This is a genomic window from Bradyrhizobium sp. MOS002 (assembly GCF_003020115.1).
Taxonomy (GTDB): domain Bacteria; phylum Pseudomonadota; class Alphaproteobacteria; order Rhizobiales; family Xanthobacteraceae; genus Bradyrhizobium.
This window is the reverse complement of the sequence record NZ_PYFX01000006.1, coordinates 169,331-184,241: the sequence shown is the minus strand read 5'-3', so window position 1 is coordinate 184,241 and position 14,911 is coordinate 169,331. Positions and strand designations below refer to the sequence as shown.

Below are 14,911 nucleotides of genomic sequence, written 5' to 3'. Positions count from 1 at the left end.
CTGAACCGGTTGCCAGGGATCGTCAGCTCGCTATGCGAAACTGCACTTCCGAATTGTTCAGAAAACAAGTCTTGTCGAACAGCTTCAGGTCGAGCGGGTTCGGCAGCCTGACATCGTCCAGGTCAGGGCAGGGCTTGAGCGAGGGATCATAGGAGCGGTCGATCTGCGAGATGAAGACGACGACCAATCCCTTGTCGCGCGCGAATGATTTCAACGTGCGCACCTGAACGGTGAGGTCGGGATTTTCCCGCCGCTGATCGAGCAGTTGCAGATAGTCGATCACCACGACCGTGCCGCGCGGTGCTGCGGCCATTTGCTTGACGACGTAGTCGGCACTGATGGCGTCGGAGCAATCGACCTCGAACAGTTTTGCGAATTGCGCCGGGTCTACGCCGATCGCCCGTAAGCGATCCAGAACGTCTTTCTCGGTGTATTCGAGCGAGAAGAACGCGGCGCGATGGCCCGACCGCATGGCCTCCACGGCAAGCTCGAGGCTCATCAGGGTCTTGCCCTGGCCGGGACGCGCCCCGACCAGCACCAGGTCACCCGGTTGGAATTGCGGGAAAAGCCTGTTGGCCGGCGTCGCTGCGGCAGCTTTCGCAGCGAGCATGCTCCATGCGGAAAAACCTTCCATCGTGGCGATGCGGTCGAGCGCATCGTGCAGCGGAATGCCTTCCTCGCGGGACAGGCGCTTCGCTCTTCGCTTCAGATGATAGATGGGTGCAGACAGTCTCATCGTGAGAACCTCCCATTGCGAGCTGAAACGCAACCCCTCCTTATGCCTGGCGCTCGAACAGTCGGTCCGAAGATCAATTCGCCCGGCATGACGTCTACTTTCCCGGCGGAGGGGGGAGGCGTGGGCGACACCGGGATCAAGCGTAGCCGATTCCGCGTCGGCGGAAAATGAGAGAGGCGGGCGCTCTACAGAAAGCGTTAGACGGCTTCCGGCACCAGCGCCCGGGTCGGCCCGAACAGTTGCTCGAAGGCCTGCCGGAGCGCGACGTCGACATCGGTCATCGTCACGAGCTGGCCGAGGTCGACCAGCGAGGTGACGCCGTAGCGGGGATCGGCGACGCCGCAGGGCACGATGCCGGCGAAATGCGACAGCTCCGGCTCCACATTGATGGCGATGCCGTGGAACGAGACCCAGCGCTTCAGCCGGACGCCGATCGCCGCGATCTTGTCCTCGTGCTCGGGTCCCTTGTCGGGCCGCTTGACCCAGACGCCGACCCGGTCCTCGCGCCGTTCGCCACGGATGTTAAAGGCGGCGAGCGTCCGCAGAATCAGCTCCTCCAGGCTCGCGACATAGGCCCGGACATCCGGCCGGCGGCGTTTGAGGTCGAGCATGACATAGGCCACGCGCTGGCCGGGGCCGTGATAGGTGAGCTGGCCGCCGCGCCCGGTGGCAAAGGTCGGGAATCGGGCATCGAGCAGGTCGGATTCCTTGCCGGAGGTGCCGGAGGTGTAGAGCGGGGGGTGCTCCAGCAGCCAGACCAGCTCCGGGGCTTCACCGGCCGCGATCGCTGCGACGCGCGTCTCCATTTCGGCCACGGCCTCCGGATAGGGCACGGGCGCGTCCGAAATCCGCCACTCCACGGGCTCGCCGGAGGAGGCGGAAAACGATGTCAAATCGAGCTCTTGGCGGGGGTTTTGGGGTGAATTAACCATTGGCTAACCATAACCGGGTGATGATCGCAGGCGCAAATACCAAGTCCCAAGTCTAAGTCCCAAGTCCTAGTCCCAAGTTGCGGTGGTGCTGAAGTGCCTACTCTCGACAAAGTCACCGTGGATCTCATGGTCGTCCTCGGGACGACCACCATGCCGATCCATCAAGTATTACGTCTTTCCCGCGGCGCCATCATCGAGCTGGACGCAACTGAGGCCGACGAGGTCAAGGTTCTGGCCAACAATCTGCCGGTCGCCTCCGGCGTCGTGCTGGTCGACCGCAACCGGATCGCGGTCGAGGTCAAGCAGATGCTTCCACGTATCCCGGGCACGCGGTAGCGGCCCGGGCACGCAGTAGCGGCCTGGGCAGGCGGAAAAGGCCGATCCCGGCGCAAGGAGCCGGAACTTTCCTGCCAAGCTTGTGGAATTCAGGGCCTTTGGAGGCTTGTACCCCTCTGACGGATTTGTTAGATCGGCGCCGTTGATCCGGTTGGCCTTCAAGCCTCAAGCCGGCATCCCCAAAAGCGCTCGTGGCGGAATTGGTAGACGCGCTGCCTTGAGGTGGCAGTGAGTAAAATCGTGGGGGTTCGAGTCCCTCCGAGCGCACCAAAGCGAACAGACACGCGAAGAGTTTTTCGCGATCTTCAGTGCCCGCGTTGTCGCGCGCTGCGAACCCCGCAATGGGGCCTCCCCAAGTCTTCGATGTTCGATCTCGCGGCCGAGTTCACTCCGTCGGCGCGATCGTCGTCCGCGACCCGCAATCACCGCGGCAAGGTCAGCAGGAGCCATGCGCCCGCGGCCACGCAGGCGATGCCGGCAGCGCGCGCGATCCAGCGTCCCACCGGCGTGACTTTCTCCAACAGTACAAGCAACGACAAAAGCGCGATCCAGAGCACGTTCATCACACCGCCGACGAACAGCAGCGCCATCAAAACCCAGCAGCAGCCGACACAATAGCCTCCATGCCGAAAGCCCAGCAGCATGCAGCCTCGCAGGTCGCTGCGAAAGCCGCCGTGGCGCATCAGGAATAGAAACGGCGACTGGCATTGGGCGAGACAGACGTCTTTCAGCCGTGTCCATTGATGGACGCCCGCCGCGAGCAGGACGATGCCGCCGAGCAGGTTGCTCGCGATCGCCATCCGGGAATCCAGCAGGGCGGCCCGCTCGATCGCCCATTGGAGCAAGGTGGCCGCCAGCGCAAAGCCGCACCAGGCGAAAAGATAACCGGCGGCAAACCAGCCGGTCGCGGCGAATGGCTTGCCTTGCGCTTTGCCCTGTCGACCCACGCGGGCGTACATCAGGATCATGGGCGCGGCCGAGGGAGCCATCATTCCGACCATCATCACCGCCCACATCAGGAACACATAGGCGAACTCGAACGTTCGCCACGGCTCGTCGGCTGGCAGCATGATTCCGATCCCGGCCGGGATCATGCGGAATTCAGCCATGTCCATGCCGCCCATGTCCATGTCTTTGGCGAGCCAGAGCACATAGCTCCATGCCAGCGTGACAATGAGGACGATCGCGCCGCCGACGATCCAGCGATCGCGCCGCAGCACGGCTTCCAGGGGGCTATCCGTCATTTGCGATCGATGTTGTGCGATCGATGTTGCCGGCCGCTGATGCAGGCGGCTTATCGGGAGTTCACGTCACGCCCGGTTCGACCAGCGGATCGGCGCATAGAGGCCGTTCCTGCCGGAATTGTCCCAGCGCATGCCATGATCGCTGAAGGTATTGCCGGCGGCGCCGACGGCCATCACCATGGCGTCGGGGCTGACCGGATGGCCGATGTTCGTCCACATCTCGCCGCTTGGATGCATGGTCGGTAGCGGATCGACCGACATGTGCAGGATGCCGGGGATTTCCGCGGACCGCGTCTTGCCGTCGATCCGGAACGTGATCGGCACCTTGCGCACCCCCAGGTTCTTGCTGATCAGTGGTGCGAACGCAGCCATGGGACCGCCGGCGCCACCGGTGAAGATTGCAGCCAGGGCTTCGGTCTGGTCATCGTTGGCGCGCTGATCGATATAGGCGGCCACTGACCAGTCTCCGTCTGCCATGACCTTAGGTGCGTGGAGGATGACGAGCACATTCAGCTCATCGAGCGCGATATCGCCATAGCGGCCGGTCTCGATGTGGAAGATCAGCGGTACGTTGCAGAAGCCCTCGGTCGGTCGCGCGGTCAACGGGGGCGCCGCTGACACCAGGCAGGGACAGACGATGCTGCAACTGCAATTCTCGAAATAGTCACCGGAAAGGTGCCATGGGACATCCGCCATTGCTGTCCCCGCTTGGCCGAACCCGATAGATGCTTTCGAATGAGCTACGTAGAGTTGAAAAATTACGCTTGGTTGGGAAGCGGCGCAAGCCCATTCCACCGACGCGGGGCTTCTCTCGATTGGCCTGCGTCGGCAAGCACTTCCTCCGGCGCGGATTGACCGGGGAACGATGGCCGTCGGAATCGCATTGCAGTCGGTGAGCTCGCTGCGGAAATGCCGGCTCCGGCGCGCGGCCATGTTCCTGATGGTGGAGAACGATGAGAGACAGCGCGTCGGAAGTTACCGACATCGGCGACGCCGTTCACTTGTGCATCGACATGCAGAACATCTTCGCTCCCGGCGGTCTCTGGGCGACGCCCTGGATGGCGCGAGTTTTGCCGACGATCGCCTCGATCGTTTCGCGCCATCAGGCCAGAACGATCTTCACGCGATTCATCACGCCGGAAGATCCGGAAGATCGTCCCGGACAGTGGCAGAGCTATTTTCGTCGCTGGCGCGAAGCGACCCGCAAACATCTGCCGCCATCTGGTCTTGAACTCGTGCCGGCTCTGAGCCGCTTCGTTCCGCCGGCTTTCGTCATCGACAAGCCGGCCTATTCCGCGTTCAGCAATCCCGGCCTCGCGAGCCTGCTGATCGACAAGAACGTCGGCACGGTCGTCATCACGGGCGCAGAGACTGACGTTTGCGTGCTCTCGACGGTGCTGAGCGCCGTCGATCTCGGTTTCAGGGTCGTCATCGTCGAGGATGCGCTGTGCAGCTCGTCCGACGTCGGCCACGATGCGCTCATGACGATGTACCGCACCCGCTTTCACGGCCAGGTCGATCTGATGACCGCCGAGGAGTTGGCGGAGTTCTGGCGGGAGTAGGGGGCGATCCGCTCAATTCAAATTGTCGCCGAGCATGTTGGCGCGAGCAGCAGGCCGCGCTCCGCTTGCGCCTTGCCTTCCTCATGGAGATCGTGATCCCCGACGATCTCGCCGACGGCCTGCTTCGTCTTGCCGGCGATCCGCTGACCGAGGGCCTTGGTCTTGCTCATGGTCCGCCTCCTGGCTCACGCCGCCACCCCGGCGCTTGAAGGGGGTGCGCGCCGGGGCCGCGGTTTCGTCTATTCAGCCTCCGGCAGGGGGGACGTCGGAAGCGTTCATGAGACTCTCTGACGCGCGGATTGGTTCCTCGACCGTCATCGTGGCCCGAGCGCGATGATCACGCCTTCATTGCCGCTGAGCAGGATGGAGGCGCCCGGCAACGGCTCGGAGGGCAGGTCGAGATGCGTCGACATCAGCAAGCGGCCGCGACCTTGGCAATGAAATTTCCGCGGCTCGGCGGCGATGTTGAGCGCGACCAGAATGTCGCGACCGCCATCCGTCCGCCTGTAGGCAAGCACGTCGTTCTGCGAGCGCAGCGGCTCGTAACCGCCGTGGCGCAGGCACGCGTGCTCGCGCCGCAGCGTCATCAGCGCGCGAAACAGCGCCAGGATCGAACACTCGTCGCGCTGCTGCGCCGCCACGTTGGCCGCGCCGTCGGGCGGCTCGAGCGGCAGCCATGGATGGCCGGTGGTAAAGCCGCCATTGCTGCTGTCATCCCATCGCATCGGCGCGCGTTCGGGATCGCGACAAAGGCCATACCCCGGCACGAGCTTCTCGAAGGGATCGCGGACGCGGTCGGGCGGAATGGGAACGCGCTTGCGGCCGATCTCGTCGCCCATGAAGAAGAACGGCGTTCCCCGCAGCGTCATCAGCAGCATCGCCAGCACGCGCATTTGCGGCTCGCCGATCTTGCTCGCCATCCGCTGCTTGTCGTGACCACCGATCACCCAGACCGGCCATGCATGATCCGGGATGGCGTTGAAATACGCGTCGATCGCCGCTTGCAGCGACAGCGCGTCCCAGGGAGCGTCGAGCAGTGCGAAATTGAGCGGCAGATGCAGGCGCGGCCGGTCGTTGCTGTAGAAGTGCCCGATGCGGTCGGTCTTGCCCTGGACTTCGCCGCACAACATCCGTCCGGGATAGAAGTCGATCACCTCGCGGATGATTTCGATGCAATCCATCGTCTCCCGCCGATCGTCGGTAAAGACGGGCGTCTGGCGCTGCGGCGGCGGCTTGCCTTTCGCTTGCGGGTTATGCGGATTGTCGCGCAGGAGTTCGTCCTTGATCAGGACGGCGCTGGCATCGACACGAAAGCCGTCGACGCCGCGATCGAGCCAGAAGCGCATGACATCGGCGATCGCGGCGCGCAGCTGCGGGTTGCGCCAATTCAGATCGGGCTGCTCGACCAGGAAGGAATGGTAGTAATATTGCCGCCGCGCCTCGCACCATTCCCAGCCGCTGCCGCCGAAGCGGCTCAGCCAGTTGTTGGGCGGGCCGCCATTCTCGGCCGCGTCGGCCCAGATGTACCAATCGGCCTTCGCGCTGTTCCGCGAGCTGCTGCTCTCGACGAACCATGCGTGATCGTTGGCGGTATGGTTGGGCACGAGATCGAGGATCAGGCGGATCTCGGCGGCGTGCAGAGCCTTGAGCAGGCGGTCGAACGCCTCGAGGCTGCCGAACGCAGGGTCGATGGAGCAGTAGTCGGAGATGTCGTAGCCAAGGTCGCGGAAGGGACTCTTGTAGATCGGCGTCAGCCACACCGCGTCGACGCCGAGCCATTTCAGATAGTCGATGCGCGATGTGAGGCCGGCAAGGTCGCCCTTGCCGTCGCCGTCGAGTCCTGGAACGAGATCAGTGCGATTTCGTAGATGACGGCGGATTCCCACCACGCACCTTCGTTACGGGACGCCTCACTCATTGCCTTGCATCACCTCGTCGTGCGTCCTCAGGTCCGTCCCGCCGTGGCGTGCGCTGCGATCTGTTTTGCCGCGGTTCGGGCGCTCTCGATGCCCTTGGGAAAGCCGCTGCGGTTCGGATACAGCTTGCGCCGTGCGTCGCGCGGCGGCCGCCGCGGCTTTGTGTCTTGCGCGGCGCGGTAGTCGAGCATCGCGATGCCGCCGACCATCAGCAGCGCCAGCGCGATATTACCCTTCTTGGGATTGTCCGCGGTCAAGCCCGAGAGCAGCGCGGCGGCATCGAGGCCGTCGCCGCCGACGCGGGCCCACAGGCCGGCGTTCTTCTCGACCGAGAGCGACATGATCCCGGCAAGGATCTCGCGCACCCCGAAGGCGCGGACCAGCGTCTCATGGCCTTCCATCCCCAGCGTTTCCGTGACGCGCCGCGGCGCGAAGAATTCCACGACGCCGAGACCGACGCTGAACCAGCCGAGCGCGCGGGCGAGCCGGTCCTCGGGCCGCTTCAGGCTCGGGCCGCCCGCGAGGATCTTGGGGTCACCCTTGGTGCGAACGATGTTGGAGAAATGAAACATGGGCCTTGCTCCTCAGGGCTTCAGCACGACCTTGACGCAGGAGTCGCGCTTGTCGCGAAACACCTGGTACATCTCGGGGCCTTGGCTGAGCGGGACGGTGTGGGTGATGACGAAGGACGGATCGATCTCGCCTTCCTCGATGCGGCGGAGCAGGTCGTCGGTCCAGCGGTTGACGTGGGTCTGGCCGGTGCGCATCGTCAGGCCCTTGTTCATGAAGGCGCCCATCGGAAGCATGTCGGAGAATCCGCTGTACACGCCCGGCACCGAAATGATGCCGCCAGGCCGGCAGACATAGATCATCTCGCGCAGCACGTGCGGCCGGTCGCTCTCCACCATCACCATCTGCTTGGCGCGGTCGAGCAGCGTGTCGGGCAGGGAGGCCATCACATGCGACTCCATCCCGACGCAATCGATGCATTTTTCAGGGCCCCTGCCGTCGGTTAGCTCCTCGAGTCGCTCCAGGACGCTTTCGCTTTCGAAGTTGATGGTGGTGGCGCCGCCGGCTTCGGCCATGCTGAGCCGCTCGGGCAGGCAGTCGATCGCGATCACCTGGTTGGCGCCGAGCAGGATGGCGCTGCGGATCGCCATCTGTCCCACGGGACCGCAGCCCCAGATCGCGACCGTATCGGTCGGCTCGATGTCGCATTGCACGGCCGCCTGCCAGCCGGTCGGGAAGATGTCGCTGAGAAACAGCAGCTGCTCGTCGGGAATGCCGGCGGGCACCTTGATGTGGGTGGCGTCGGCAAACGGCACGCGCAGGTATTCGGCCTGGCCGCCGGGATAGCCGCCGGTCAAATGGGTGTAGCCGAACAGGCCGGCCGTCGTGTGCCCGAACGCCTTTTCAGCGAGATGACTCTTGCGATTTGTGGTCTCGCAGACCGAGAAATTGCCGCGCTTGCACTGGTCGCATTCACCGCAAATGATCGTGAAGGGCACGACGATGCGGTCGCCCTTCTTCAGCTTGCCGTCGACGCCGGAGCCGACCTCGACCACTTCGCCCATGGTCTCGTGGCCCATGATGTCCCCGGGCAGCATGCCTGGAATGTAGTTATGAAAGAGGTGCAGGTCGGAGCCGCAGATGGCACAGCTCGTGACCTTGATGATGGCATCCCGCGGATCCTGAATCTCAGGATCGGTGACGGTGTCGCAGCGAATGTCTTCCTTGCCGTGCCAAACCAGCGCCTTCATCTCTATTCTCCCGCGAGCGGTACGAGGCATCCAAGTCGGACATCCAAGTCGAACAGCGAACGATGGTTGCTATCGCACGGTGCAAAAATCTTTGCGTCGCACCCGAACGAGATGCTGGCCAAGCAGCATCGCAAGATGGCGGAGCCGGGCACGGCGAAGTCGTAGAACGATACCGTCGCAATCTAAGCTGAGGGCCCCGCCGCCCCCGCATCGACAAAGGAGGAATCCGATTCACATAGCCTAATGCGCGTGGCTGCCCAGTCCGGCAGATTGGTTCGGCTGGAGAAGGGGGCTGTGATGCCGATGGATCGCGTCGAACAGGCCTTTATCGCAACGGCAATCACGGGTTTTCTGGTGATGATGGCGGCGATCGTCTGGATGATGGTGGGCTAAGGGCGGGGAAGGCTGCTGATTTGCGGATCGCGTTGCCCTATGCTGCGGTGCTGCTGTGCCTGGCGGTGACCGCTTGGCTCGCTTTCGCGCATCTGTTCTGATCGCCGTTAGGCTCAACCATGTGGATCGGCGATCAGCGCGGCCAGCCTCTGGGCCATCGCCGGCAGATCGATCGGCTTCTCCAGGATCAGCACGTCGTGGAATTCCGGACTGATCGTGACCCTGTCGTATCCGGTCGTAAAGATGAAGGGGACGTTCCTTGCCTTCAGTTCGCGCGCGACCGGGAAGATCATCTCGCTGCGGATATTCACGTCGAGCACGGCGGCATCCAGGATGCTGCCGTCGCGTAGGATCCTGAGTGCGTCGCCGAGATCGCCCACCGGTCCAGCGACATCTGCGCCGAGCGCGCGACATGCCCTGCCAATGTCGTCCGCGAGAAAATATTCGTCCTCGACAACGAAGATCCGGCGCCCGCTGAGCGGCGACAGCGGAGCTGATGACGTAGGCGATATCGCCATGGCGCCTCGTGCCTTCCTTTGCGGTCGGTAGGAACATAGAGCGGTGACCCGCCTTGGTACAAACGAATACAACCGACAGTGGGTTCCATGAGCAACCGCGACATCATCGTCATAGGTGGCTCGGCCGGCGCGACCGCACCGCTGAAGCAGATCCTGGGCCGGCTGCCGCCCGATCTGCCCGCGGCGGTGTTCATCGTGCTGCACATCCCGGCGCAAGGCATCGGCATTCTCTCGACAGTCGCCAGCAGCGCCGGGCCGCTTCCGGTCCGACAGGCCGAAAACGGCATGAAGATCGAGCCCGGCCAGGTTTATCTGGCCGCACCTGATCACCATCTGCTGCTGTCCGGGGATCACGTGTTCCTCGGGCGCGGTCCGCGCGAGAACATGGTCCGGCCGGCCATCGACGCCTTGTTCCGCTCGGCCGCCATCAATTACGGCCCGCGCGTGATCGGTGTACTTCTCAGTGGCCTTTTGTCCGACGGTTCGGCGGGTCTCAACGCCATCAAGCGTTGCGGCGGGATCTCGGTGGTTCAGGACCCCTCGGACGCCATCGCCGATGAAATGCCACGGAGCGCCCTGGAGGCGAGCATCATCGATCTTTGCGTCCCCGGCGCCGGAATGGGTGACGTTCTGTCCGATCTCGCCAGGGAGGTTGCGGGTGCCGCGCTGCCGATCCCGCCCGAGATCCGGCTCGAGGTCGAGATCGCGGCGGGCGAACGGATCGGCAGTGACAAGCTCCTCTCGGTGGCTGATCCAGTTGCACTGACCTGTCCGGCCTGCGGGGGCGTGCTGTCCGAGGTGAAGGAATCGCACCCGATGCGTTTCCGTTGCCAGGTCGGTCACGCCTTCGGCGCGGACATCCTCGCAAAAGAGCAGGAGGGGCAAGTGGATGAAGCCCTGCGGGTCGCACTGCGCATCATCGAGGAGCGAGCTGAGCTGGTGCAGCGCATGGCCGCCGACGGACGGCGCAACGGCCGCCCTGCAGTTGCAGAGATGTATCAGGCGCGGGCTGCAGAATATCGCGAATATGCCGACATGATCCGGCGCGTCGTGCTAAAGTCGCTCGATCCCCCGGTTCGCAAGCGGGAGGCTTGAGGGTGTCGCCATGACCATTTCCCTCGCCGAATGGACCGAGCAGCTCGATACCGAGCGCCGCCATCTGATCAAGGCTGATCAGGATATCGAGGAAGGTTCGCAGCGCATCCGCGATCAGGAGGATCGGGTCCGTGATCTCAGTGCCGGTGGCCACGACGCGGACCAGGCGGAACGGCTGGTCGAGGCGCTGAAGCAGACCCTGACGGAGTGGCTGCGCCATCGCGTCCTGATCCAGCAGCGGATTGCCTATCTTCGGCAGCAAGTCGGTCCGGAGTGATCCGGGGGACGTTGGCACGCCGCCTAAGTGGCAAGCTCAATGCTCGCCGTGGAACGTAGCGTGACGTTTCCGCCTTGCACCTGTTGGGATAATATCAATTCTGCTATTTGCGGCGAGCGGGCGTCCTCTGGTTCCCGTCGCTGAATGAGGCTATCGAGACCATGCATGACATCGGTGACCAGCCGGTCGAAAGAGAGCGCCAGACCAGGTCTCCGCTGATCATCGGGGTGGGCGCTGCGCCGACAGCTCTGGATAGCGTCGAGCGGTTCTTTTCCAAGCTGACCGTGGGCGCCGACCAGGCCGTCGTGCTGGCGCTGCAACATCACGAGGCGCTCGACGAACCGCGGCTACGCCGGATCGTGCAACACTCCAACGGCGGCAAGATCGCCGACATCAGCGACGGCCAGACCATCGAGGGCGGCAGGATCTATCTGTGCCCGGCGGCGATGATCACGACGATCCACGGCGGTCGCTTCGGCGTCCGCGCGGCCGAGCAGGCGCCCGGCGAGCGAGCCACGATCGACAGCTTCCTGGTGTCGCTGGCGGAAGAACGCGCCGAGCAATCGATCGGCGTGATCCTGTCCGGCGTCGGCGGCGATGGCACGCTGGGTACCGCGACACTGAAGGATCACGGTGGTCTCGCCATCGCCGAAAAAGGCGCGCGTGACGGGTCTGATCATCTGAAAGATTCCGATACGCCGGCGGCGATCGCCGACTACGTGCTCTCTCCGGAAGAGATTGCCGAGCACGTCCAGGTCTATGCCCGCCATCTGCGGCGGCTGGAAGAGAAGCAGGGGTTCGACGAGGAACTGGCGGCTGCAGCGACCTCGCTGTCGCGCATCGCCGATATCCTGCGCAGCAGGACCGGCAATGATTTTCACGGCTACAAGCAGAACACTTTCCTCCGCCGCGTGCAGCGGCGGATGCAGGTGGCCCAGATCGCCCAGATTTCCGCCTATGTCGATTTCCTGCGCAACGACGAGCACGAGGCGCAGCACCTCTTCAACGACCTCTTGATCGGCGTCACCGAATTCTTCCGCGACAAACGCGAATTCGAAGTGCTGGAGAGCCAGATCGTTCCGAAGCTCTTCGAAGGCAAGGACGCGGGCCAGCAGGTTCGCGTCTGGGTGCTCGGATGCGCCACCGGAGAGGAGGCCTATTCGATCGGGATCCTCCTGCGCGAGCACATGGCCAAGATGGACTCGCCACCGCAGGTTCAGATCTTCGCGACCGACATCGACGGACGGGCGCTGGCGGCCGCGCGTGTCGGCCGCTATCGCACCAAGATCGAGGCGGACATGACCAGCGAGCGCCTGGCGCGCTGGTTCGTGCGCGAGGGGGATACCTATTACGTGGTCAAGGAGCTGCGGGAGATGTGCATCTTCTCGCAGCACAACGTCATCAAGGACGCACCGTTCTCGAAGCTCGATCTCGTCTCCTGCCGCAACCTGCTGATCTATCTCAATGCCGAATTGCAGAACCGGGTGATCCCGCTATTCCACTTCGCGCTTCTGCCGGATCGATTCCTGTTCCTCGGCAATTCCGAGAACGTCACGAGGCATCCAATACTATTCTTGCCGATCGACCGCCGCGCCCGCATCTTCAAGAAGCTCGAGACAGGAACACGGTTGCCGCCGGAATTTCCGATCACGACCGCCGCCGGGAGGGCCGCCGAGGTGCCGCCGTTGCGCTCATTTCGCCCCGACATCGGCCTGGAACGCCGCGCGCAGCGGATCGCGGAGCGCTACGCGCCCGCCTATGTCATTACCGACAGCAACTTTCAGGTCTTGCACTTTTCAGGGCGCACCGGCCGCTATATCGAGCCGACGGCAGGCGCTGCCACGCTCGATCTGGTCCAACTCGTCCACCGCGATCTCCGGCTGGACCTGCGCGCGGTGCTCAGCCGCGCGGCGGAGACCAACGAGCCGGCCCATGCCGAGCAGGTGCAGCTCGGCGCCAACGGCCAGCATATACCCGTCGACATCACGGTGGAACCGATCCAGGAGGGTGGCAGCGGCAACCGCAATTTCGTCGTCCTGTTCAAGGACGGTCCGGTGCGCGCCATCGAGGCCGGCGAGGGCAAGCCCAACGCGCTGGGGCAGACTGAGCATGTCGAGCGTATCGAAGGCGAGCTGCGGGCGACGCGGGAGCGGCTTCAAGCAACCATCGAAGAGCTCGAAAGCACCAACGAGGAGCTGAAGTCGTCGAACGAGGAATACCAGTCGCTCAACGAAGAGCTTCAGTCCGCGAACGAAGAGCTTGAAACCTCACGCGAGGAACTTCAGTCGGTCAACGAGGAATTGACCACCGTGAACGGCGAGCTGGCTCACCGCGTCCAGGAATTGACGCGCGCCACCAGCGACCTCGAGAATTTCCTGGAGAGCACGCAGATCGCGACCGTTTTCCTCGACAACGATTTGCGCGTGATGAACTTCACGCCGGCGATCACGCAGGTTCTGCATCTGGTCGAAACCGACAGAGGTCGCCCGATCGCGCATATCAAGGCGCGCATCCCGATCGAGGAGCTCTATGACGACATTCGCGGCGTGCTGCGGACGCTTGCCAGCGCCGAGCGCGAGCTGAGGGCGCCGGACAGCGGCACACGCTACATCGTGCGCATCCTGCCCTATCGCAGCATCGACAATTTCATCGCCGGGGTCGTCATCACGTTCGTCGACATCACCGCCATTACCCGCGCCGAGGAGCGGCAGCGCCTGCTGCTGGCCGAACTCCAGCATCGGGTCCGCAACACGCTCGGCGTGGTGCGCTCGATCGCCCGTCGCACGGCCGATACGAGCTCGACGGTCGAGGAGTTTGCCTCCCATCTCGACGGCCGGCTCAACGCCTTCGCCCGTACCCAGGCGCTGGTGACCCGCGATCCCGAGGGCGGCGTCGATCTCGAATACCTCGCCGTCGAGGAGCTGCTGGCCTATAATGCCAGGGAGGGCGAGCAGGTACGTGTCAGCGGCCCCCCGGTGCGTTTTCAGTCGAAGGCGGCGGAAACCTTTGCCCTTGCCATTCACGAGCTCGCAACCAACGCGCTGAAATACGGCGCCCTGAGCCGGCCGACAGGTCGCATTGAGATTTCCTGGCGCCTCGAGCAGGGCACCGACCCGGCGGAACTGGTGTTCGAGTGGCGGGAGCGCGGCGGGCCGCCGGTTGCGCCGCCGCCGCACAAGGGATTTGGGACCGAGCTTCTGGAGCGCACACTCGCGTTTGAGTTCAAGGGGCAGACCACGATGGCATTCAATCCGAGGGGACTGGAATGCACGATCACCATTCCCCTCAGCAGGCGGGCGTTTCATACACCGGCGGTGGCCAACTGATGCCCTTGTCGACGCTAGATCGCAGCATGGTTGACCCGGTCATTCGCCGGTTGAACGTGCTGAGGCCGTTGTCGATGGAGGCCCGCAGCTCGCTCGAATACGCAATGCTCGAGGGAATCCAGCGCGCAGGGACGGGCGAGGATCTGATCTCGGAGGGCGATCCGGTCGACAGCGTGCGCCTCGTGCTGTCGGGCTGGCTCTGCCGCTACAAGACGCTCGAGGATGGCCGGCGCCAGATCGTCAATTTTCTCTTTCCCGGCGAAAGCTGCGACGCGCACGCGTTCCTGCTGTCGGTGATGGATCATTCCATCGCGGCGATGACGCCGGTCGTCTACACCGAAATCAAGCGCGCGCGGTTCGAGGGGCTGGTGGCGAGCGACCGCGCGCTGGCGGAAGCGTTCTGGTGTGAGACCCTCGTCAACAACGCGATCCAGCGCGAATGGGCCATCAATCTCGGCCGACGGGTGGCTTTTGAACGCGTGGCCCATTTGTTCTGCGAGATCATCGAGCGGCTGCGTCCCGTCGGCATGGTCGAGGGCAATTCCTGCGTGATGCCGGTGACGCAAATGGATCTTGCTGACGCCACCGGCCTGTCGGTGGTCCACCTCAATCGCACGGTTCAGGAGTTGCGTGCCTCCGGCCTGATCGTGCTGCGCGATCGCACGCTGACCATCACCGATCTCGATGCGCTCAAGGACGCGGCGCTGTTCTCGCCGAGCTATCTGCAACTCTATCGGCGGGGCTAAGCGCGTTCTTGCCTGGGAACGGTCGTGGGTTCTCGGCCAAGGAACGTATTCGTTCGACAGGTGTTCCCAG

The 14,911-nt window shown here is 63.8% G+C and carries 14 protein-coding genes, 1 tRNA gene and 1 pseudogene; 7 read left to right on the top strand and 9 right to left on the bottom strand.

The annotated features are described in order from the left end of the window. Positions 1 to 22: 22 nt before the first annotated feature. A complete protein-coding gene (locus C7G41_RS20420) occupies positions 23 to 736 on the bottom strand; it encodes a DNA helicase (RefSeq protein ID WP_106944228.1) in 714 nt (237 codons plus the stop codon). A 197-nt stretch (positions 737 to 933) separates the two neighbouring features. After that, positions 934 to 1,668 carry a lipoyl(octanoyl) transferase LipB gene (lipB, locus tag C7G41_RS20415; protein WP_106944227.1) on the bottom strand — a complete coding sequence of 245 codons (735 nt, stop codon included), beginning with the start codon at positions 1,666 to 1,668 and terminating at the stop codon, positions 934 to 936. A 93-nt stretch (positions 1,669 to 1,761) separates the two neighbouring features. Between lipB and C7G41_RS20410 the strand changes: the two genes are divergently transcribed. Further along, entirely contained in the window at positions 1,762 to 2,004 is a 243-nt protein-coding gene (locus tag C7G41_RS20410) for a FliM/FliN family flagellar motor switch protein (protein ID WP_007603171.1), read from the top strand. Positions 2,005 to 2,189: 185 nt separating this feature from the next. Next, positions 2,190 to 2,274, top strand: a tRNA-Leu gene (locus tag C7G41_RS20405). Between the two features lie 152 nt (positions 2,275 to 2,426). Here C7G41_RS20405 and C7G41_RS20400 read toward each other — a convergent pair. Both C7G41_RS20400 and C7G41_RS20395 read right to left on the bottom strand, forming a co-directional pair. After that, the gene (locus C7G41_RS20400; protein WP_106944226.1) at positions 2,427 to 3,248 is read right to left on the bottom strand and encodes a DUF2182 domain-containing protein; all 822 of its coding nucleotides are present in this window, start codon (positions 3,246 to 3,248) and stop codon (positions 2,427 to 2,429) included. A 66-nt stretch (positions 3,249 to 3,314) separates the two neighbouring features. Continuing rightward, a complete protein-coding gene (locus C7G41_RS20395) occupies positions 3,315 to 3,944 on the bottom strand; it encodes a DUF1326 domain-containing protein (protein WP_106944225.1) in 630 nt (209 codons plus the stop codon). A gap of 257 nt (positions 3,945 to 4,201) precedes the next feature. On the opposite strand from C7G41_RS20395, the gene C7G41_RS20390 reads away from it, so the two are divergent. Continuing rightward, positions 4,202 to 4,810, top strand: coding sequence for a cysteine hydrolase family protein (locus C7G41_RS20390; protein WP_106944224.1), 609 nt, complete (start codon positions 4,202 to 4,204; stop codon positions 4,808 to 4,810). A gap of 17 nt (positions 4,811 to 4,827) precedes the next feature. Here the strand turns inward: C7G41_RS20390 and C7G41_RS20385 are convergent, their stop codons facing one another. The 5 genes and pseudogenes from C7G41_RS20385 to C7G41_RS20365 all read right to left on the bottom strand — a co-directional run bounded on the left by C7G41_RS20385 (position 4,828) and on the right by C7G41_RS20365 (position 9,397). Then, positions 4,828 to 4,980: a CsbD family protein gene (locus C7G41_RS20385; RefSeq protein ID WP_106944223.1), complete on the bottom strand. Its 153-nt coding sequence runs from the start codon at positions 4,978 to 4,980 to the stop codon at positions 4,828 to 4,830. A 144-nt stretch (positions 4,981 to 5,124) separates the two neighbouring features. Further along, positions 5,125 to 6,728: pseudogene (locus tag C7G41_RS20380) on the bottom strand (alpha-amylase family glycosyl hydrolase). 27 nt (positions 6,729 to 6,755) lie between these two features. Beyond that, the gene (locus C7G41_RS20375; RefSeq protein ID WP_106944222.1) at positions 6,756 to 7,298 is read right to left on the bottom strand and encodes a hypothetical protein; all 543 of its coding nucleotides are present in this window, start codon (positions 7,296 to 7,298) and stop codon (positions 6,756 to 6,758) included. 12 nt (positions 7,299 to 7,310) lie between these two features. After that, entirely contained in the window at positions 7,311 to 8,486 is a 1,176-nt protein-coding gene (locus C7G41_RS20370) for a zinc-dependent alcohol dehydrogenase (protein WP_106944221.1), read from the bottom strand. A 506-nt stretch (positions 8,487 to 8,992) separates the two neighbouring features. After that, positions 8,993 to 9,397: a response regulator gene (locus tag C7G41_RS20365; RefSeq protein ID WP_106944220.1), complete on the bottom strand. Its 405-nt coding sequence runs from the start codon at positions 9,395 to 9,397 to the stop codon at positions 8,993 to 8,995. Positions 9,398 to 9,484: 87 nt separating this feature from the next. On the opposite strand from C7G41_RS20365, the gene C7G41_RS20360 reads away from it, so the two are divergent. From C7G41_RS20360 to C7G41_RS20345, 4 genes are all read left to right on the top strand, one after another. Continuing rightward, positions 9,485 to 10,492 (top strand): chemotaxis protein CheB, encoded by a 1,008-nt coding sequence (locus tag C7G41_RS20360; protein ID WP_106944219.1) that lies wholly within the window; start codon positions 9,485 to 9,487, stop codon positions 10,490 to 10,492. 10 nt (positions 10,493 to 10,502) lie between these two features. Further along, entirely contained in the window at positions 10,503 to 10,769 is a 267-nt protein-coding gene (locus tag C7G41_RS20355; protein WP_106944218.1) for a hypothetical protein, read from the top strand. Positions 10,770 to 10,930: 161 nt separating this feature from the next. Continuing rightward, positions 10,931 to 14,095, top strand: coding sequence for a CheR family methyltransferase (locus tag C7G41_RS20350; RefSeq protein ID WP_106944368.1), 3,165 nt, complete (start codon positions 10,931 to 10,933; stop codon positions 14,093 to 14,095). After that, positions 14,095 to 14,841, top strand: a complete 747-nt coding sequence (locus tag C7G41_RS20345; protein ID WP_106944217.1) for a Crp/Fnr family transcriptional regulator — start codon at positions 14,095 to 14,097, stop codon at positions 14,839 to 14,841. Before C7G41_RS20350 ends, C7G41_RS20345 begins: the two co-directional genes overlap by 1 nt. Positions 14,842 to 14,911 lie beyond the last annotated feature (70 nt).

Coding starts and splice junctions, on each gene's coding strand:
- C7G41_RS20420 (WP_106944228.1), bottom strand. CDS start 736: ATGAGACTGTCTGCACCCATCTATCATCTGAAGCGAAGAGCGAAGCGC.
- lipB (WP_106944227.1), bottom strand. CDS start 1,668: ATGGTTAATTCACCCCAAAACCCCCGCCAAGAGCTCGATTTGACATCG.
- C7G41_RS20400 (WP_106944226.1), bottom strand. CDS start 3,248: ATGACGGATAGCCCCCTGGAAGCCGTGCTGCGGCGCGATCGCTGGATC.
- C7G41_RS20395 (WP_106944225.1), bottom strand. CDS start 3,944: ATGGCGGATGTCCCATGGCACCTTTCCGGTGACTATTTCGAGAATTGC.
- C7G41_RS20390 (WP_106944224.1), top strand. CDS start 4,202: ATGAGAGACAGCGCGTCGGAAGTTACCGACATCGGCGACGCCGTTCAC.
- C7G41_RS20385 (WP_106944223.1), bottom strand. CDS start 4,980: ATGAGCAAGACCAAGGCCCTCGGTCAGCGGATCGCCGGCAAGACGAAG.
- C7G41_RS20375 (WP_106944222.1), bottom strand. CDS start 7,298: ATGTTTCATTTCTCCAACATCGTTCGCACCAAGGGTGACCCCAAGATC.
- C7G41_RS20370 (WP_106944221.1), bottom strand. CDS start 8,486: ATGAAGGCGCTGGTTTGGCACGGCAAGGAAGACATTCGCTGCGACACC.
- C7G41_RS20365 (WP_106944220.1), bottom strand. CDS start 9,397: ATGGCGATATCGCCTACGTCATCAGCTCCGCTGTCGCCGCTCAGCGGG.
- C7G41_RS20360 (WP_106944219.1), top strand. CDS start 9,485: ATGAGCAACCGCGACATCATCGTCATAGGTGGCTCGGCCGGCGCGACC.
- C7G41_RS20355 (WP_106944218.1), top strand. CDS start 10,503: ATGACCATTTCCCTCGCCGAATGGACCGAGCAGCTCGATACCGAGCGC.
- C7G41_RS20350 (WP_106944368.1), top strand. CDS start 10,931: ATGCATGACATCGGTGACCAGCCGGTCGAAAGAGAGCGCCAGACCAGG.
- C7G41_RS20345 (WP_106944217.1), top strand. CDS start 14,095: ATGCCCTTGTCGACGCTAGATCGCAGCATGGTTGACCCGGTCATTCGC.